The organism is Methylobacterium gregans (genome assembly GCF_022179245.1).
Taxonomy (GTDB): Bacteria; Pseudomonadota; Alphaproteobacteria; order Rhizobiales; family Beijerinckiaceae; genus Methylobacterium; species Methylobacterium gregans.
Window position 1 is genome coordinate 51,638 of record NZ_BPQM01000012.1, and the last position, 16,868, is coordinate 68,505.

Consider the following 16,868-nt stretch of genomic DNA (forward strand, 5'->3'; position numbering starts at 1 on the left):
TCTGCCAAGACGGAGCCCGGTCTGTCACCTGCGGCGCGCGGACGCCTCAGCTCCGGAACCACGTCAGCAGCCCCGCGCCCGGCGCGAGCAGCACGAAGGCCCAGATGTAGCCGGAGGTCCAGTTGGCGACCTGGAAGGGCAGGGGGCGCACGCCGAACATCCCGGCGATCAAGGGGACCACCGCGCGGGCCGGGCCGACGAAGCGCCCGAGCGCGACCGAGAGCGCCCCCCAGCGCGCCAGGAAGGCCTCGCCGCGGGCCACCATCTCCGGATGGTTGCGCATCGGCCACATCCGGCGCACGCTCTCGCCGTAGTGGCGGCCGAAGGCGTAGGAGAGCCAGTCGCCGAGCCCCGCGCCCGTGCCGGCCGCCAGCACCACCGGCCAGAGCGGGATGTCGGCCGCACCCACGATCGCCCCGATACCGATGAGGATCACGGTGGCCGGCACGAGCAGCGACAGGAACGCGATCGACTCGCAGAAGGCGCAGACACCGGCGAAGAGCGGCGCCCACGCCTTGTGGGTCTCCACGAAGCCGAGGGCCGTGGTCCGCAGGGCTTCGAGATCCATCGGGCATCCGTTGCGGGGAAGGTGAGCCGCGATCTGGGGCGGACATCGCCGCCGCGCAAGCTCCGCGGTTCGAGCTCGGCGGTTCGAGATCTGCCGCGCGCGGGTGCGGCGCCGGCCCAAAGGCGCTAACAGGCAGGTCCCGTCGCGAGAGAGGTGTGCGGCCCGTGAAGGTCCTGTCGATCCAGTCCCACGTCGCCTACGGCCATGTCGGCAACGCCTCGGCGGTGTTCCCGATGCAGCGCCTCGGCGTCGAGGTCTGGCCGATCCACACCGTGCAGTTCTCCAACCACACCGGCTACGGCGCGTGGCGCGGCCGCGTCTTCGACGGGCCGGCGATCGAGGAGCTGGTGGCGGGCATCGGCGAGCGGGGCGTGCTCGGGACCTGCGACGGGGTGCTCTCGGGCTACATGGGCTCGGCCGATATCGGCACGGCGATCCTGCGCGCGGTCGAGGCGGCGCGGGCCGCCAACCCGGCGGCGCTCTACTGCTGCGACCCGGTGATGGGCGACACCGGCCGGGGCGTCTACGTCCGGCCCGGCATCCCCGAGTTCATGCGCGAGCAGGCCGTTCCTGCCGCCGACATCGTGACGCCGAACCAGTTCGAGCTGGAGGCGCTGACCGGCCTCGCGACGGCCACGCTCGACGGCGCCAAGGCCGCCGTCCGGGCCCTCCAGGCGCAGGGGCCGCGGGTGGTGCTGGTCACCTCGCTGATGACCGAGGCGACCCCGGCCGACGCCATCGACCTGCTGGCCGGCGAGGGTGGGCAGTTCTGGTGCCTGCGCACGCCGCGCCTCACGCTCGACGTCAACGGCGCGGGCGACTGCATCGCCGCGCTGTTCTTCGTGCACTACGCCCGCACCGGCTCGGCGGCCCTCGCCCTCGGCATGGCCGGCGCCTCCGTCTACGGTCTCCTGAAGCGCACGGCGGAAGCGGGCTCCCGCGAGATCCTCACGGTCGCCGCGCAGGAGGAGTTCGTCGCCCCGAGCGAGACGTTTCCCGTGGCGCCCGTCTGAGTCGGTTCGCAGAGCACACCGGCCGCACGTTCTCACCGCCGTCGTTCCGGGGCACCGAAGGCGAGCCCGGTCATCCATGAACACCGCGGCTCATCGCCCTGATCCGTCGGTGGGCTTGGATCCCGGATCCCGCTCCACAACCCCGGGTATGACGGGGGAGAGGTATCGTCGAACAGCGCGTCGGCAGGGCACGGTCCCTGCCTTGCGTCCCGCTATCGACCGCCCCCGCCACACGATCTAAGGATGCCGCCCATGCCGCGCCGCTTCGCCACCCTCGACGTGTTCACCGAGACGCCGCTCGCGGGCAACCCGCTCGCCGTGGTGCTCGACGCGGAGGGGCTCGACACGGCGGCGATGCAGGCGATCGCCCGCGAGTTCAACCTGTCGGAGACGGTCTTCGTCTCACCCCCCGCCGAGCCTCGCCACCGGGCGCGGCTGCGCATCTTCACGCCGGCGCGGGAACTCCCCTTCGCCGGGCATCCGACGGTCGGCACCGCCGTGCTGCTGGCCCTGCGGGACGCCAGGGCCGAGGTCGCCGACGCGGTCGCCTTCGGCCTGGAGGAGGCGATCGGCGTGGTGCCCTGCGTGGTCGAGGCGGGCGCCGGGCGGGGGCGGGCGCGCTTCAAGCTGCCGGTCCTGCCGACCTATCTGGGCGAGCCGGAGGAGGCCGAAGCCCTCGGAGCCTCGCTCGGCCTCGCCGCCAACGAGATCGGCTTCGGCCGGCACCGACCGAGCCGGCACGGCGCGGGGCCGAGCTTCACCTTCCTGCCCGTCGGCTCGGTGGAGCGGCTCGACGCGCTCAGCCCCCTCGGCGTCCCGGCCGGGTTCGCGGAGGGGCTCTACGTCTACGCACCGGACCCCGAGGGCCTGGGCCGGCGCTACCGCGCCCGCATGTTCGCCCCGCGGCTCGGCATGCCGGAGGACCCGGCCACCGGCTCGGCCGCCGCGGCCTTCGCGGGCGTGCTGATGCAGTTCGAGACGCTGGGCGACGGCACGCACGACGTGGCGATCCGGCAGGGCGAGGCGATGGGCCGCCCGAGCGCGATCGACCTGCAGGTGGTGGTCGAGGCCGACGGCCTGCGCTCCGTAGAGATCGGCGGCGGCGCCGTGCTCGTCTCGGAGGGCACGCTGCATGTCTGAGGGCCGCCCCTACGGCTTCGAGGTCGTGCGCCTCGCCCGTATCGAGGCGCGCCTCGTCGCCTACGACTGGGCCTGGGCGCGGGACAACGCCGAGCGGATCGCCGAGAACTGGCGCCGCCGCCTCGCCCTGCAGCCCGGCCTGTTCGACGGTCCCGTGCTGCTCTCCTGCCTGTGCGCGATCGCGGACGGCACCTGCCGGATCGACTTCTTCGAGACAAGCTACGCGGCCTTCATCGCCTACCGCGACGGCGGCTCGCCGGACGGGCACGTCGCCAACGCCTTCGCGGCCGTGGTGCCCTGGAGCGCGGACGGCGCCGTGCTGCTCGGGCAGATGGGCGCGCACACCGCCAATGCCGGGCAGATCTACTTTCCCTGCGGCACGCCGGACCGGGACGACGTGCGCGGCGCGGTCGTCGATCTCGCGGGCAGCGCCGTGCGGGAATTGCGCGAGGAGACCGGCCTCGCCCTGCCGGGCGGGATCGCGGACGCCATGGCCGGCGCGTGGGCGCTGCTGCGGGGCGACGGGCAGCTCGCCTTCCTGTACCCCGCGCGCTTTCCCGAGACGGCCGAGGCCCTCGCCGCCCGGATGGAGCGGCACCGGTTGGCCGAGTCCGAGCCCGAACTGGAGCGCGTCGTCACGGTGCGGGGCGCCCACGAGATCGACGCCGCCCGGATGCCCCCCTTCGTGCGGGCCTATCTGGCAAGCGCCTTCGAGGCGGACGCCGCGGAGGCGGACGTGACGCCCTGAGCCGGCCGTCGCGCGCCCGGCCTTGTCCTCGGGCCCGCGCGGCGACAGGTTGCCCACCGGAGAGGCGCGCCGGTCCGGCCCGCGCGAGACCCGGAGATCCCATGTCGTCCACTGCCTCGCTCAGCGCGAAGACCGCTCTCGTCACCGGCTCGACCAGCGGGATCGGCCTCGCGATCGCCCGCGGCTTCGCGCGCGAGGGCGCGAACGTCGTGATCAACGGATTCGGCAAGCCGGAGGAGATCGAGGCCGCCCGCGCCGGCATCGAATCCGCGTTCGGCGTCCGGGCGCACTATTCCGACGCCGACATGACGAAGCCCGACCAGATCGCCGCGATGGTGCGCGACGCCGAGGAGCGCTTCGGCTCGGTCGACGTGCTCGTGAACAATGCGGGCATCCAGCACGTCTCGGCGATCGAGGAGTTCCCGGGCGAGAAGTGGGAACAGATCATCGCGATCAATCTCTCGTCGGCCTTCTACGCCATGCAGGCCGCGATCCCCGGCATGAAGCGGCGGGAATGGGGCCGCATCATCAACACGGCCTCGGCGCACTCGCTCGTCGCCTCGCCCTACAAGTCGGCCTACGTCGCGGCCAAGCACGGCATTGCGGGGCTGACCAAGACTGCAGCGCTCGAACTCGCGGCCCACAAGGTCACGGTGAACTGCATCTCGCCGGGCTATGTCTGGACGCCGCTCGTCGAATCCCAGATCCCCGACACGATGAAGGCCCGCGGGCTGACGAAGGAGCAGGTGATCGACGACGTGCTCCTGAAGGCGCAGCCGACGAAGGAGTTCGTCACGGTCGATCAGGTCGCCGCGCTCGCGGTGTTCCTGTGCTCGGACGGGGCGAGCCAGATTACGGGTGCGAACCTGACGATGGATGGGGGGTGGACCGCGCAGTAGCGCGTCGAAACGCGTTCGCCCTTCCCCCTCCGCGGGGGACGGTGGCCCGCGGAGCGGGTCGGGAGAGGGGAGACGGGCTGCCGAAGGGTGCTCGGCCTGCATGAAGGCTCCGCCTACGCCTGCACCGTCACTCCGCTCGGCACCCTCCCCCCGCGGAGGGGGGAGGGTGGATCTCGGCTCAGCGGCGGCCGTGGAGCAGCAGCGCGAGGCCGTAGCCCACGGCGCCCGCCAGCACGAGGGCGATCAGCGGGTTCTCCTCGACGCGCGCGCCTACGGCCTCGCGGCCGTCGCGAAGATACGAGCCGCTGCGGTCGTAGGCCTCGCGGGCGTAGCTGCCGGCGTTGTCGGCCACGTCCCGGACGGTGTCCTTGGCCTGGCCGTAGAGGTTCTGCGCGGTGCCCTGGGCCTCGCGGTAGCGGCCCTCGACCGAGTCCCGGTTCGAGCCGACGAAGTCGCCGGCCGCACCCTGCGCGCGGCCCGCGAACTCCTTCGCACCGCCGACGATCCGATCCGTGTCAACCATGGTGGTCTCTCCCATTCGGTTGCGGGGCGCCGCTTGAGTCAGGGGAGACCCGGGCGCCGTCCGTCGAGCACTGAACGTGCGAGATGCGGATTCGCCCCGTCCGGCCGTGACTTTTCACACGCCCGCCCTCGCGGGGCGGGCGCGCCGCGCGAGGAGCCGCGCGATGTCGGCGAGGGCCGCGGCCTGCCGCGGCAGCGCCGCGGCACCGACGCCCGGGCGCCGCGGCCTGCGGGTGCGCGGGACCGGCGGGATGTGGACGAACAGCGCGGGCAGGCCGGTGCCGAGCGCCGCGAAGTAGCTCGCGTTGCAGAGGTAGCGGCCGGCATCGTTCGAGAGCCGGGCGTCGAGGCCGTGCCGGCGCAGGCCGGCGAGTGCCTGGGCGGTGGCCGCCCCGTTCCGTCCGGCCGGCGCGGCGGGGTCGAGCAGGGCCCGGCCGGCGGCCCGCCCGGAGGCGTCCGGGTAGAGACGGCTCGCCCGGTTGCGGGCGCGGATCTCGACGCGGATCCGCCGGGCCCGCGTCGCCACGCCGAGCATCAGCACGGCGGGCGCTTCCGCCAGGGCGGGCAGCAGCGCGTCGGGGATCGCGCCGTAGGCCGTGCGCAGCACGAGGACCCGGGCCGCGCCGCCGGGCGCCCGGCGCAGACGCTGCCCGACCGCCCGCGCCAGCGCGGCGCTCGGGTTCTCCGGGCAGCCCGGAAAGGGACCGAAGCCGGTGACGAGGATCGGGCTCACAGCCCGATCAGCTCGGCGATCCGCGCGGCGCCCGCCGCCGGGGAGTGCTCGCCGCGGGAGACCGCCGCCTCGGCCTCGGCCGTCTGGTGGCGCACCTCGGCGGTGCCGACGAGGCGCTGGTGCAGGCGCTCGTGCACCAGGGCCCACATCCACTTCACGTCCTGCTCGCGGCGCTTCTTCGCGATCTCGCCCGTCGCGGTGAGGCGCTCGCGATGGTCGACCACCTTCTCCCAGAGCGCGTCGAGCCGCAGGTTGTGGAAGCCGGAGATCGTCACTACCGGCGGCGTCCAGGTCGCGGAGGCCGGCGTCAGGATGTGGAGCGCCGCCCGGTACTCGGAGGCCGCAGCGTTCGCCCGGCGCTCGGCCTCGCCCGCGTCCGCCTTGTTGACCGCGATCATGTCGGCGAGTTCGAGGATGCCCTTCTTGATGCCCTGCAGCTCGTCGCCCGCGCCGGGCAGCATCAGCACGAGGAAGAAGTCGGTGAGGTCGGCCACCGCCGTCTCCGACTGGCCGACGCCGACCGTCTCGACCAGGATCACGTCGAAGCCCGCCGCCTCGCAGAGCAGCATGGTCTCGCGGGTCTTGGCCGCGACGCCCCCGAGCGTGCCGGAGGAGGGCGAGGGCCGGATGAAGGCGTTCGGGTCGAGCGCGAGCCGGGCCATGCGGGTCTTGTCGCCGAGGATCGAGCCGCCGGTGCGTGTCGAGGACGGATCGACCGCCAGCACCGCCACCTTGTGGCCGGCTGCCGTGAGGTTGGAGCCGAGCGCGTCGATCGTGGTCGATTTGCCGACGCCCGGCACCCCCGTGATGCCGACCCGGATCGCCCGGCCGGTCTGCGGCAGCACGGCGTCGATCAGGTCGCGCGCCGCCGCCCGGTGGTCGGCCCGCTTCGATTCCGCGAGCGTGATCGCGCGCGCGAGCGCCGCGCGCTCGCCGGCGAGCAGCCGGTCTCGGAGGGCGTCGAGGTCGAGGGCGGGAGCGGCCATGGTTCCTTCATGACCGGAGCGACGGCGTTCGTCGAGGGTCGTCGTCGGTCCGCCTGTGCCCCTCGCACCACAGGCCGCCTCCTGCCCGCAATTCACACGCGGCACGGCCACGCTTGTGCCGCGCCATGGTCACGATCCTCGGCCAGAGGCTAGAGGGTCGGCGGAGGCCCCCGAGCCTCCAGCGTCACGGATGCGACCCTGGATCATGCTGCGCCAGCCCCTCACCCGACGCTCCCTCGTCCGCCTCGGTGGGCTCATGGGCGTCGCCGCGCTTAGCCCCGCGCTGGGCGGCTGCATCACGGACGGGCTCACCACCGGCACCGCGATCCCCGAGAAGCAGTCCGCCCTCGACGTGATGCCGGTTCTGCTGGTGGCGACCACCCGCAAACCCGTCGCGAACGGGCCGCGCGCACCCTATTTCGGCTCCGAGCGCGGCAAGGGCCTGAGCTTCGCCGAGGTGCGGCTCTCGCCTCCCGACCGCTCGCTGATCGGCAAGGTCTCGTCCGTCGTCACGGGCGACTGGACCATCGGCGAGGTGCCGAAGATCGAGTCCGGCGCGGGCGCAGCCGACGCCTTCGCGCAGGCGGCGCTCGGGCGCGACGTGCTGATCTACGTCCACGGCTACCGCGAATCCTTCGAATCGGCCGCGATCAGTGCGGCGCGGCTCTCGGACGGCATCCGCTTCCGCGGCGTCTCGGGCCTGTTTACCTGGCCGTCGGCGGCGGCGACCTTCGACTACGGCTACGACCGCGAGAGCGCGCTCTACTCGCGCGACGCCTTCGAGGACTTGCTGAAGACGCTGGCCTCCTCGCCGAGCGGCGGCCGCATCCACATCGTGGCCCACTCGATGGGCACGCTGCTGACGCTGGAGACCCTGCGCATGCTGCGCGCGGAGGCGGGCGAGGCCGCGATGGCGCGCATCGGCGCCGTGGTGCTCGCCGCGCCCGACATCGACTTCGACCTCTTCGCCAACGGCGTGCGGCGGCTCGGGCCCGACGTGCACAAGATCACGGTGATCTCCTCCACCAACGACCGGGCGCTCGAACTGTCGAGCACCATCGCGGGCGGCGTCGTGCGGGCCGGCGCGGCAGACCGCGCCCGGCTGGAGGAGCTCGGCGTGCGGGTGGCGGATGCCTCCGATTACGGCGGCGGCCTGATCAACCACGACCTGTTCCTGTCGAACCCGGAAGTGCAGGGCGTGGTCAAGCGCTCCATCGCGCGGGCGGGCGGCGGGGTCTGACGGTGGCGTCCGATCGCCGCGCGCCCGTACCGGACGGGATAGGGCCGCCGCACGGGCTTGGCGCGCGGGGCGCGCCCGCCTACTGAGGCGGCGCGGCGGGAGCGTCAAGAATCGCGAAGCGCCCCCGCGACGCACCTGACAGAAGGATGCCGGCCATGTTCACCCTCGAGATCGACGGCACCGCCGTGGCGGTGATCAACGGAGACGAGGAGACCGCGCGCGACCTCTTCACCTGCGACGGCTTCAAGTCCGACATCCGCGAGCTGACCAGCGCCGGCAAGCCGCTCTGGAACGGCACCTCGGAGCTGAAGGTCCGCCCAGCCACCGAGGACGAGATCGAGATGTTCGAGGACGCGCTGGCCGAGGACGACGGCTCGGGCGATTTCGAGCCGGTCGAGGCCCATGCCGATTCCGAGGAGGACGAGGACGAGGCCGACATCGTCTTCCTGGTCGATATCGACGAGGAGGACGAGGAGGACGAGGACGGGCAGAAGCTCGACGCCTGACGGTCCCGCCGGCCCGGGTTCGGCCGTGAACCCGGGCGGCCTTCCGGCCGTTGCCGCTCCGTGTTTTCAACGGAGTTCTCGCCCATGGCCGACAGCAAACGGATCGTCGACGCACTCGTGCGCGCCCGCCGCGGCGGCTTGGCCGCCGGGGCCGCGCTCGGCGGCCTCGCCCTCGTCGGCAGCATCGCCTGGCACGCCCTGCGGGGGGCCACCGCCCCGGAGACGGCGATACCGGATTTCCGGGACGTCGCCGAGGACGAGGCGCGGCTGATGCTGCGCGCGATGGTGGCCGCAACCCTCGCCGACGGCGTGATCGACGCGGGCGAGCGGCAGCGCCTGGATACGGCGGTCGCGGAGGCCGGTATCGACCGGGACGGGCGCGCCTGGCTCGACCGCGAGCTGGAGAATCCCGCCGACATCGACGAGATCGCCGACGCCGTCAACGCCCCCGAGGCCGCCGCCCGGATCTACGCCGCCGCGCGCCTCGCGATCGACCTCGACACGGTACAGGAGCGGCAGTTCCTGAAGATGCTGGGCGAGGCGCTCGACGTGCCCCCTGAGGCGGCCGCGCGCATCGAGCGGGAATTGGCGGGCTGATCGACGCGGGTGCGGCGGAGGCGCGCGGGCCGGCTCAACCCGGCCTGCGCGCCTCCAGGAAGCCTCGCACCCGCTCCAGCGCCCGCCGGATGTTCTCCGCCGAGTTGGCGTAGGACAGGCGGATGTAGCCCTCGCCGTGCACGCCGAAATCCGGGCCGCCGATCGTCGCGACGCCGGCCTCCTCCAGGAGTGCCGAGGCCAGCGCCTTGGCCCGCCAGCCCGTGCCCGAGATGTTCGGGAAGGCGTAGAACGCGCCCTTCGGCGTGACGCAGCTCACCCCCGGCAGCTCGTTCAGCCCCGAGACCACGATCGCGCGCCGCCGGTCGAACTCGGCCAGCATCTCGGCCACGCAATTCTGCGGCCCGTCGAGCGCCGCGATGCCGGCATATTGCGTCGCCGCGTTCACGCAGGAATGCGAGTTGACCGCGAGCTTGCGCGCCGCGTCGTAGAGCGGCTGCGGCCAGACCGACCAGCCGAGGCGCCAGCCGGTCATCGCGTAGGTCTTCGAGGCGCCGTCGAGGTAGATCAGGCGGTCGCGGATCTCCGGATAGGCCAAGAGCGAGGTGTGCGTCTCCCCGTCATACGTCATCGTGCCGTAGATCTCGTCCGACAGCACGGCGACGTTCGGGTGCGCGGCGAGCCCGGCCACCAGCGCGTCGATCTCCGCCTTGGGGGTCACGCCGCCCGTGGGGTTGGCGGGCGAGTTCAGGATGAGGAGCCGCGTCCGGTCGGTCACGAGGTCGAGCACCTCGGCGGCCGAGAAGGCGAAACCGTTCCGTTCGCGGATCGGCACCGGCACGGGCGTGGCGCCGGTGAACTCGATCATCGAGCGGTAGATCGGAAAGCCCGGATCCGGATAGAGAATCTCGGCGCCCGGCTCCCCGAACATCAGGATTGCCATGAACATGGTGACCTTGCCGCCCGGCACGATCAGCACGGAGTCGGGCGAGACCTCAACCCTGTGGCGGCGGTGGATGTCGCGGGCCACCGCCTCGCGCAGACCCGGGATGCCGACGGCCGGCGTGTAGCCGTGATGGCCGTCGCGCAGTGCCCGGATGCCCGCCTCCACGATGTGGGGCGGCGTCGGCATGTCGGGCTGGCCGATGCCGAGATTGACGATGTCGCGCCCCTGCGCGGCGAGCGCGCCCGCACGGGCGAGGACCGAGAAGGCGTTCTCCTCCCCGATACGGCCGAAGGCCGGAACGATCTGGAGCACGGCGCCCTCCCGCTTGCGTGGCGGCGCGGGGATCGCGCGCCGCGTGCTCTGTCTCAGGCCTTGGTGCGCTCGGCGAGGCGGCTCGCGCCGACGGAGAGCGCGACCGCGACGAGGCCGAGGATCACGAAGGTCTTGACGCTCGCCCAGACCAGGGCCGGCTCGATGCCGGTATCGGTGTAGAGCACGAGGCTGATCGCGGCGATCGGCAGGCTGATGAGGATGAAGAGCGGGACCAGCGGGTTCATGTCGGCACTCGCGTCGGGCGGAGAATGGAAACGGACGTCGGGCAAGGCCCCTACGCCGGAAGAGCGCCCGTGCATAGCACCGGCTTGGCCGCATGGGGAGAGCGTCTGCACAATGGTTCCTGCGGCTTCTCGGTTCTCGCGGCCGCCGCGACCGTCCCGGCTGCGGGGCGGGAGCGGGGCGCCGTCAGGCCGGCACCCGCACGGTCGCCCGCAGGCCGCCCAGCGGGCTATCGTGGAGCGAGACGTCGCCGCCATGCGCCCGGGCGATGTCGCGCGCGATCGCGAGGCCGAGCCCCGAGCCGCCCGCGTCCTGCCGCGCGTCGTCGAGCCGCACGAAGGGCTTGAACACCTCCTCGCGACTCTCGGGCGGGATGCCCGGCCCGTCGTCGTCGATGGAGACGAGGAAGCTGCGTCCCTCGCGCTTGCCGGAGATCGCCACCGTCTCGCCGTAGCGGGCGGCGTTGGCCGCGAGGTTGAACAGGCAGCGCCGGAAGGCGTCGGGCCGCACCGTCACGGTCGGTGGGCCGTCGAGGTCCACCACATCGACGTGGGCACCCAGCCGCTCCACGTCGGTGCGCAGATCCTCCAGCATCGCCCGCATGTCGGTCGGCGCCGCGGCCTCCGCCGAATCACCCCGAGCGAAGGCGAGATAACCCTCGAGCATCCGGCTCATCTCGTCGACGTCGCGCTGCAGGTCCTCGATCTCGGGCGTCTGCTCGATCAGCGCCAGGGAGAGGCGGAAGCGCGTGATGATGGTGCGCAGGTCGTGGCTCACCCCGTTGAGCATCGTGGTGCGCTGCTCCATCGCCCGCTCGATGCGCCGCTTCATCTCGATGAAGGCGTGGCCGGCCTGCCGGACCTCGCGGGCGCCGCGCGGCCGGAACTCGATCTCGCGGCCCTTGCCGAAGCCCTCCGCCACCGCGGCGAGCCGGAGGATCGGCTTGATCTGGTTGCGCAGGAACAGGATCGCGACACCGAGCAGCACCATCGAGGAGCCGGTCATCCAGACCAGGAAGATGTGCGAGTTCGAGGCGTAGGCCTGGCTGCGCCGCGCGGTGATGCGCATCACCCCCTCGGGGATCGCCACGCGGATCTCGATGAGGTTCGAGCGCCCCACCGTGTCGATCCAGAACGGCCGCCCGATCTGCCGCTTGATCTCGTCGGAGAGCGCCTCGTCGAGGATCGAGAAGAAGGGCCGCGGCCCCGCGGGCGGGAGCTTGGCCCCCTTCAGGATGTCGAGGTCGAGGCTCAGGCGCTCGCCCGCGATCCGGGCCAGGGTCTCCGCGTCCTTGTCCTGCGGGTAGCTCTCGTAGATGTCGATCAGCGCCGCGACGTCGGAGGTGACCGCGGAGGACAGCCGCTTCGTCACGAGCTGCCAGTGACGCTCCATGAAGGTGTAGGCGATCACCGATTGCAGCAGCACCACGGGCGCGATGATGATGATCAGCGAGCGCGCGTAGAGGCCCTTCGGCAGGATGTCGCCGATGGCGCGGGACAGGCGCTTCCAGAACTGCCGCGGGCCCGACAGCAGCCCGCCGCGGGGCGCGGTCGGGGAGCCGCGGTCCGTCTCGTTCGCCGTGAGGCTGGGTTCCATGGCGCGGGCTCGCCGCCGGATCATCGCACGCGTGGGAGTGCGCACTTATGGCATTGCGGGCGGGCCCCACCAACTGCCGACGCGTCGCGCCCCGCAGCATACGCCCGGCCTGGGTTTCCACGCCTCGGCGATGACAGAATTCTTCTCTACCGCAGGCCCACCGTGTCCGCCGTCCCGGCCGGGCGCGCCGCTGCGGAGACGAGCATGACATCAGTCCGAACCGGTCGGTCGATCCGCGTGGCAGCCACGCTCGCGCTGGCCCTCGTCCTCACCGGGGCGGCGGCTTCCGGGAGCCGGGCCCTCGACCTTGAGGAGATGATCACCACAGGTGGGCGCGTCCCCGGTCCGGAACTGCGCAAGCGCATCGCCGCCGCGCAGGCCCACCCGCTCGGAACCCGCCGGAATCCCGTCCGGGCGGCGGGGCCGGGCGGCCAGCACGCCTATCTGGCCCGCCTGCACTGCCCGGACGGCCCGCGCCCGACCTACCGGCGCGTCGGCTCTTTCGGCTCGGGCCCCTACAAGTCGATCATCGACGGTTAAGCCATCCTCTGCCCCGGCATGCCCGAGGGCCTGCTCTACATGGACATGTACCATCCCGAGCATGTCGAGGCGGCGCCGCCGCCCGGCTTCAGCCTCGATCGCTGACGGTCCGGCCGGTTCGGCCCGGGGTATCGGCGGGGCCTGTCCGCCCCGGCCGCGCTTGTCGCGGCGCACACTTCGGTCTAACGCTCGCGGCCCCGAACACCGGCGCGATCCGCCGGTGACGGCGCGGCGCTCACGCCCCTTCCCACCGTTTCGGGTCCAAGCGACATGGTTGCACACAGCCGGGCGGCCTCCGCCCCCATCAAGATTCCGGGCGCGCGGATCCTCGTGATCGAGGCGCGCTTCTACGAGGACCTCGCCGACGAGCTGCTGGCGGGCGCGACGGGCGCGATCGCGGCGGCGGAGTCCGAGGCGACGGTCGTCACCGTGCCGGGCGCGCTGGAGATCCCGGCGACCGCCGCGATCCTGCTCGACGCCGCCGAGCGCCGCGGCCAGCCCTACGATGCCGTCGTGGCGCTCGGCTGCGTCATCCGCGGCGAGACCGGCCACTACGACATCGTGGCGGGCGAGAGCTCGCGCGGGCTGATGGAACTCTCGATCGCCCGCGCGCTGCCGCTCGGCAACGGTATCCTCACCGTCGAGAACGAGGCGCAGGCCTACGCCCGCGCCCGCGTCTCCGAGATGAACAAGGGCGGCGGCGCGGCCGAGGCCGCGCTCGCCGTCCTCGCCCTGAAACGCGCTGCCGAGGGAGTGTGAGGCCGTGACGAAGATCGAAGGGCGCGCCGGCGCGCGGCTCGCCGTGGTGCAGGCCCTCTACGACATGGACATCTCCGGCAAGGGCGTGCTCGACGCGCTCGCCGAGTTCGAGGCCCACTGGATCGGCCGCGAGATCGACGGCGTCGCCCACCCGCCGGCCGAGACCGCCTTCTTCCGCGACCTGCTGCGCGGCGCGGTGGAGGAGCAGCGCGCGATCGATCCGCAGATCGACCAGGCCCTGACGCAGGGCTGGCCGCTGCGCCGGATCGAGGCCGTGCTCCGCGCGATCCTGCGGGCGGGGGCCTATGAGCTGATGTTCCGCCGCGACGTGCCGGCCCGCGCCGCGATCTCGCAGTACGTGGACGTGGCGCACAGCTTCTACACCGGCGACGAGCCGGGCCTCGTCAACGCGGTGCTCGACCGGATCGCCCGCCAGACCCGCGCCGACGAGCTGGCCCAGCAGAAGCGCGGGTGAGCGCGGACGGCCCCCGCCTCTCCGAGGAGGGGCTGATCGCGCGCCACTTCGCGCCGCTGGCGGGCCCCGGCGCGGACGGCCTGCGGGACGACGCCGCGAGCCTGACCCCCACGCCCGGCCACGACCTCGTCGTCACCGTCGATGCCGTGGTGGCGGGCGTGCACTACTTTCCCGAGGACGCACCCGCCTCGGTCGCCGTCAAGGCGCTCGGCGTCAATCTCTCCGACCTCGCCGCCAAGGGCGCCGCCCCGCGGGGCTTCCTGCTCACCCTCGCCCTCGCCCCCGACTGGACGGAGGACTGGCTCGCCGTCTTCGCGCAGGGCCTCGGCGCGGCGGCGGCGCTGCACGGCTGCCCGCTCCTCGGCGGCGACACCGTGCGTGCGGCGGGGCCCACGCTCATCAGCGTCACCGCCTTCGGCGAGGTGCCGACGGGCGGCATCGTCCGACGACACACCGCTCGGCCCGGCGACGTGATCTGCGTGAGCGGCACGATCGGCGACGCGGCGCTCGGCCTCCGGCTGCGCCGCGAACCGGAGGCGGCCTGGGCCCGCGCGCTCCGGGCCGAGGCGCGCGCGCACCTCGCCGACCGCTACCTGCACCCGCGCCCGCGCCTCGCGCTCGCCGCGGCCGTCCGGCGCTTCGCCACCGCCGCCATGGACGTCTCGGACGGGCTCGCGGGCGACCTCGCCAAGATGCTCCCGGGGCTGACGACCACGGTCGAGAGCGCCACCGTCCCGCTCTCGGAGGCCGCCGCCGCGGCGATCGGCCGGGAGCCGGATCTCCTCCGGACGGCGCTCACCGGCGGGGACGATTACGAGATCCTCTGCACGGTGGCACCCGCCGATCTCGACGCTTTCCGGGCGGCGGCCGCCGCGGCGGGCGTGCCGCTCGCGCCGATCGGGACCGTCGCCGCGGGGGAGGGGGCTCCGGTGTTCCGCGGGCCGGACGGGGCCCTGCACCGCTTCCCGCGCGGGTCCTTCAGCCACTTCTGAGCCGACTGCGCCGCGCGCCGCACGGGCAGGCGCCCGTCCGGTGCGCCGTCGCTCGTCCGGGGCGCACCCGAACGCTGCCGGCACGCCACATCGCGCCCGGGACCGGCGGATGGCCCCTTCGGGCCGAAGCCCGGTACGCCCGCGCGGCCGGATGAGAATGCAGTAACGTCAAGTTATCGCACCGCAAAAGGCCGCGATCGGACTGGTGCGCTGCAGCAAATTCAGATGTTGCCCGCCTAAAGTCACGTTTGCTCTGCGCCCTGAAGTTTGGCAAGCATGGCGGGCATCTCTGGGAAGGAATGCCCGTACCGCAGCGAACATCCAGACATCACGTCCCGAGCACACGTCCCGTGGCCGGATCCGGCCAAGCTCCACGATCACAAGCTCACGCCAGGCATCGAATAAGGACGGTCGAATGACACCATTGCTGCTGATCATCCTGGGCGGGCTCTGCGCCGTCGCCTACGGAATCGTCACGATCACCGACGTGTTGAAGCGCGATCCCGGCACCCAGCGGATGCAGGAGATCGCGGGCGCCATCGCGGAGGGCGCCCAGGCCTACCTACGGCGGCAATACGCGACGATCGGCGTCGTCGGAATCGTGCTCTTCGTGGTGCTCGCCGTCTTTCTCGGGATCAAGGTGGCGGTGGGCTTCCTGATCGGTGCGGTGCTCTCGGGCGTCGCCGGGTTCATCGGCATGAACGTCTCGGTGCGTGCCAACGTCCGCACCGCGCAGGCGGCCTCGACCTCGCTCGGCGGCGGCCTGGAGGTAGCGTTCAAGTCGGGCGCCGTCACCGGCATGCTGGTCGCCGGCCTCGCGCTGCTCGGTGTGGCCCTCTACTACCTCTATCTCACCCGAGGCGCCGGCCTCGCGCCTTCCAGCCGCGAGGTGATCGACGCACTGGTGGCGCTGGGCTTTGGCGCCTCGCTGATCTCGATCTTCGCGCGGCTCGGCGGCGGCATCTTCACCAAGGGGGCGGATGTCGGCGGCGACCTCGTCGGCAAGGTCGAGGCCGGGATCCCGGAGGACGATCCGCGCAACCCCGCCACCATCGCCGACAACGTGGGCGACAATGTCGGCGATTGCGCCGGCATGGCCGCCGACCTGTTCGAGACCTACGCGGTCACCGTGGTGGCCACGATGGTGCTCGCCGCGATCTTCTTCTCCGGCCCCACGGGCAGCGGCTCGTCCGTGCTCGAAGCGATGATGCTCTACCCGCTCGCCATCGGCGCGGCCTGCATCGTCACCTCGATCGCCGGCACCTACGCGGTGCGGCTCGGCTCTAACCAGTCGATCATGGGCGCGCTCTACAAGGGCCTGATTACGGCCGGCGTGCTCTCGGTCGCGGCGATCGCGATCGTCAACCTCACGCTCCTCGGTGGGTTCTCGACAAGCTTCACGACATCGACCGGGCAGAGCTTCACCTCGGCCGGCCTGTTCGGCTGCGCGGTGATCGGCCTCGTGATCACGGCGCTCATCGTGGTGATCACCGAGTACTACACCGGCACGAACTTCCGGCCCGTAAAGTCGATCGCCGACGCCTCGGTCACCGGCCACGGCACCAACGTGATCCAGGGACTGGCGATCTCGCTCGAATCGACGGCGCTGCCGGCGATCGTGATCGTGGCCGGCATCATCACCACCTACGCGCTCGCCGGCCTCTTCGGAATCGCGATCGCGGTGACCGCGATGCTGGCACTCGCGGGCTTCATCGTGGCGCTCGACGCCTTCGGGCCCGTCACCGACAACGCGGGCGGCATCGCCGAGATGGCGGGCCTGCCCTCCGACGTGCGCAAGTCGACCGACGCCCTCGACGCGGTCGGCAACACCACGAAAGCGGTGACCAAGGGCTACGCCATCGGCTCGGCAGGCTTAGGCGCCCTGGTCCTGTTCGCGGCCTACACCTCGGACCTGAACTACTTCATCGCGAACGCGAGCGACACGCAGTACCGCTTCTTCAAGGGCGTCGTCGTCGATTTCTCGCTCTCCAACCCCTACGTCGTGGTGGGGCTGCTGCTGGGCGGCCTGATCCCGTACCTTTTCGGCGGCATCGCCATGACGGCGGTCGGCCGCGCCGCCGGCGCCGTGGTCGAG

At 72.5% G+C, this 16,868-nt stretch carries 19 protein-coding genes; 12 read left to right on the forward strand and 7 right to left on the reverse strand.

Annotation, left to right across the window (positions count from 1 at the left end; translation table 11 throughout):
• Positions 1–46: 46 nt before the first annotated feature.
• Positions 47–568, reverse strand: a complete 522-nt coding sequence (locus MFF54_RS03215; protein WP_238301207.1) for a DedA family protein — start codon at positions 566–568, stop codon at positions 47–49.
• A gap of 164 nt (positions 569–732) precedes the next feature.
• On the opposite strand from MFF54_RS03215, the gene pdxY reads away from it, so the two are divergent.
• The 4 genes from pdxY to MFF54_RS03235 all read left to right on the forward strand — a co-directional run bounded on the left by pdxY (position 733) and on the right by MFF54_RS03235 (position 4,368).
• Positions 733–1,581 carry a pyridoxal kinase PdxY gene (gene pdxY, locus MFF54_RS03220; RefSeq protein WP_238301225.1) on the forward strand — a complete coding sequence of 283 codons (849 nt, stop codon included), beginning with the start codon at positions 733–735 and terminating at the stop codon, positions 1,579–1,581.
• Between the two features lie 252 nt (positions 1,582–1,833).
• Positions 1,834–2,721 carry a PhzF family phenazine biosynthesis protein gene (locus MFF54_RS03225; protein ID WP_238301208.1) on the forward strand — a complete coding sequence of 296 codons (888 nt, stop codon included), beginning with the start codon at positions 1,834–1,836 and terminating at the stop codon, positions 2,719–2,721.
• Positions 2,714–3,469 carry an NUDIX hydrolase gene (locus MFF54_RS03230; RefSeq protein ID WP_238301209.1) on the forward strand — a complete coding sequence of 252 codons (756 nt, stop codon included), beginning with the start codon at positions 2,714–2,716 and terminating at the stop codon, positions 3,467–3,469. The genes MFF54_RS03225 and MFF54_RS03230 overlap by 8 nt, the downstream gene beginning before the upstream one ends.
• Positions 3,470–3,570: 101 nt before the next feature.
• Positions 3,571–4,368 (forward strand): 3-hydroxybutyrate dehydrogenase, encoded by a 798-nt coding sequence (locus MFF54_RS03235; RefSeq protein WP_238301210.1) that lies wholly within the window; start codon positions 3,571–3,573, stop codon positions 4,366–4,368.
• Positions 4,369–4,546: 178 nt separating this feature from the next.
• On the opposite strand, the gene MFF54_RS03240 is transcribed toward MFF54_RS03235, so the two are convergent.
• The 3 genes from MFF54_RS03240 to meaB all read right to left on the reverse strand — a co-directional run bounded on the left by MFF54_RS03240 (position 4,547) and on the right by meaB (position 6,609).
• Positions 4,547–4,891, reverse strand: a complete 345-nt coding sequence (locus MFF54_RS03240; protein ID WP_238301211.1) for a CsbD family protein — start codon at positions 4,889–4,891, stop codon at positions 4,547–4,549.
• 114 nt (positions 4,892–5,005) lie between these two features.
• Entirely contained in the window at positions 5,006–5,623 is a 618-nt protein-coding gene (locus MFF54_RS03245) for a pyroglutamyl-peptidase I (RefSeq protein ID WP_238301212.1), read from the reverse strand.
• The gene (gene meaB, locus MFF54_RS03250; RefSeq protein ID WP_238301213.1) at positions 5,620–6,609 is read right to left on the reverse strand and encodes a methylmalonyl Co-A mutase-associated GTPase MeaB; all 990 of its coding nucleotides are present in this window, start codon (positions 6,607–6,609) and stop codon (positions 5,620–5,622) included. The genes MFF54_RS03245 and meaB overlap by 4 nt, the downstream gene beginning before the upstream one ends.
• Positions 6,610–6,814: 205 nt before the next feature.
• On the opposite strand from meaB, the gene MFF54_RS03255 reads away from it, so the two are divergent.
• From MFF54_RS03255 to MFF54_RS03265, 3 genes are all read left to right on the forward strand, one after another.
• A complete protein-coding gene (locus MFF54_RS03255) occupies positions 6,815–7,849 on the forward strand; it encodes an alpha/beta hydrolase (RefSeq protein ID WP_238301214.1) in 1,035 nt (344 codons plus the stop codon).
• 155 nt (positions 7,850–8,004) lie between these two features.
• Entirely contained in the window at positions 8,005–8,355 is a 351-nt protein-coding gene (locus MFF54_RS03260; protein ID WP_238301215.1) for a hypothetical protein, read from the forward strand.
• An 84-nt stretch (positions 8,356–8,439) separates the two neighbouring features.
• On the forward strand, positions 8,440–8,952 hold the full coding sequence (locus tag MFF54_RS03265) for a DUF533 domain-containing protein (protein WP_238301216.1): 513 nt from the start codon (positions 8,440–8,442) through the stop codon (positions 8,950–8,952).
• Positions 8,953–8,986: 34 nt separating this feature from the next.
• Here MFF54_RS03265 and MFF54_RS03270 read toward each other — a convergent pair whose 3' ends face one another.
• From MFF54_RS03270 to MFF54_RS03280, 3 genes are all read right to left on the reverse strand, one after another.
• Positions 8,987–10,168 (reverse strand): pyridoxal phosphate-dependent aminotransferase, encoded by a 1,182-nt coding sequence (locus MFF54_RS03270; protein ID WP_238301217.1) that lies wholly within the window; start codon positions 10,166–10,168, stop codon positions 8,987–8,989.
• Between the two features lie 53 nt (positions 10,169–10,221).
• Positions 10,222–10,413 (reverse strand): hypothetical protein, encoded by a 192-nt coding sequence (locus tag MFF54_RS03275; RefSeq protein WP_238301218.1) that lies wholly within the window; start codon positions 10,411–10,413, stop codon positions 10,222–10,224.
• Positions 10,414–10,597: 184 nt separating this feature from the next.
• The gene (locus MFF54_RS03280; RefSeq protein WP_238301219.1) at positions 10,598–12,007 is read right to left on the reverse strand and encodes an ATP-binding protein; all 1,410 of its coding nucleotides are present in this window, start codon (positions 12,005–12,007) and stop codon (positions 10,598–10,600) included.
• Positions 12,008–12,211: 204 nt separating this feature from the next.
• On the opposite strand from MFF54_RS03280, the gene MFF54_RS03285 reads away from it, so the two are divergent.
• The 5 genes from MFF54_RS03285 to MFF54_RS03305 all read left to right on the forward strand — a co-directional run.
• Complete coding sequence (locus MFF54_RS03285) at positions 12,212–12,547, forward strand: hypothetical protein (RefSeq protein WP_238301220.1); 336 nt, start codon at positions 12,212–12,214, stop codon at positions 12,545–12,547.
• 270 nt (positions 12,548–12,817) lie between these two features.
• A complete protein-coding gene (gene ribH, locus MFF54_RS03290) occupies positions 12,818–13,306 on the forward strand; it encodes a 6,7-dimethyl-8-ribityllumazine synthase (RefSeq protein WP_238301221.1) in 489 nt (162 codons plus the stop codon).
• A 64-nt stretch (positions 13,307–13,370) separates the two neighbouring features.
• On the forward strand, positions 13,371–13,781 hold the full coding sequence (nusB, locus tag MFF54_RS03295; RefSeq protein ID WP_066922118.1) for a transcription antitermination factor NusB: 411 nt from the start codon (positions 13,371–13,373) through the stop codon (positions 13,779–13,781).
• Positions 13,778–14,773 (forward strand): thiamine-phosphate kinase, encoded by a 996-nt coding sequence (thiL, locus tag MFF54_RS03300; RefSeq protein ID WP_238301222.1) that lies wholly within the window; start codon positions 13,778–13,780, stop codon positions 14,771–14,773. Before nusB ends, thiL begins: the two co-directional genes overlap by 4 nt.
• 415 nt (positions 14,774–15,188) lie before the next feature.
• The coding region (locus MFF54_RS03305; protein ID WP_238301223.1) for a sodium-translocating pyrophosphatase at positions 15,189–16,868 on the forward strand (1,680 nt) is incomplete at its 3' end.

What these genes read in the sequence shown, in the direction of transcription:
- MFF54_RS03215 (WP_238301207.1), bottom strand. Translation starts at nt 568, where the DNA reads ATGGATCTCGAAGCCCTGCGGACCACGGCCCTCGGCTTCGTGGAGACC.
- MFF54_RS03225 (WP_238301208.1), top strand. Translation starts at nt 1,834, where the DNA reads ATGCCGCGCCGCTTCGCCACCCTCGACGTGTTCACCGAGACGCCGCTC.
- MFF54_RS03230 (WP_238301209.1), top strand. Translation starts at nt 2,714, where the DNA reads ATGTCTGAGGGCCGCCCCTACGGCTTCGAGGTCGTGCGCCTCGCCCGT.
- MFF54_RS03235 (WP_238301210.1), top strand. Translation starts at nt 3,571, where the DNA reads ATGTCGTCCACTGCCTCGCTCAGCGCGAAGACCGCTCTCGTCACCGGC.
- MFF54_RS03240 (WP_238301211.1), bottom strand. Translation starts at nt 4,891, where the DNA reads ATGGTTGACACGGATCGGATCGTCGGCGGTGCGAAGGAGTTCGCGGGC.
- meaB (WP_238301213.1), bottom strand. Translation starts at nt 6,609, where the DNA reads ATGGCCGCTCCCGCCCTCGACCTCGACGCCCTCCGAGACCGGCTGCTC.
- MFF54_RS03255 (WP_238301214.1), top strand. Translation starts at nt 6,815, where the DNA reads ATGCTGCGCCAGCCCCTCACCCGACGCTCCCTCGTCCGCCTCGGTGGG.
- MFF54_RS03260 (WP_238301215.1), top strand. Translation starts at nt 8,005, where the DNA reads ATGTTCACCCTCGAGATCGACGGCACCGCCGTGGCGGTGATCAACGGA.
- MFF54_RS03265 (WP_238301216.1), top strand. Translation starts at nt 8,440, where the DNA reads ATGGCCGACAGCAAACGGATCGTCGACGCACTCGTGCGCGCCCGCCGC.
- MFF54_RS03275 (WP_238301218.1), bottom strand. Translation starts at nt 10,413, where the DNA reads ATGAACCCGCTGGTCCCGCTCTTCATCCTCATCAGCCTGCCGATCGCC.
- MFF54_RS03280 (WP_238301219.1), bottom strand. Translation starts at nt 12,007, where the DNA reads ATGGAACCCAGCCTCACGGCGAACGAGACGGACCGCGGCTCCCCGACC.
- MFF54_RS03285 (WP_238301220.1), top strand. Translation starts at nt 12,212, where the DNA reads ATGACATCAGTCCGAACCGGTCGGTCGATCCGCGTGGCAGCCACGCTC.
- ribH (WP_238301221.1), top strand. Translation starts at nt 12,818, where the DNA reads ATGGTTGCACACAGCCGGGCGGCCTCCGCCCCCATCAAGATTCCGGGC.
- nusB (WP_066922118.1), top strand. Translation starts at nt 13,371, where the DNA reads ATGGACATCTCCGGCAAGGGCGTGCTCGACGCGCTCGCCGAGTTCGAG.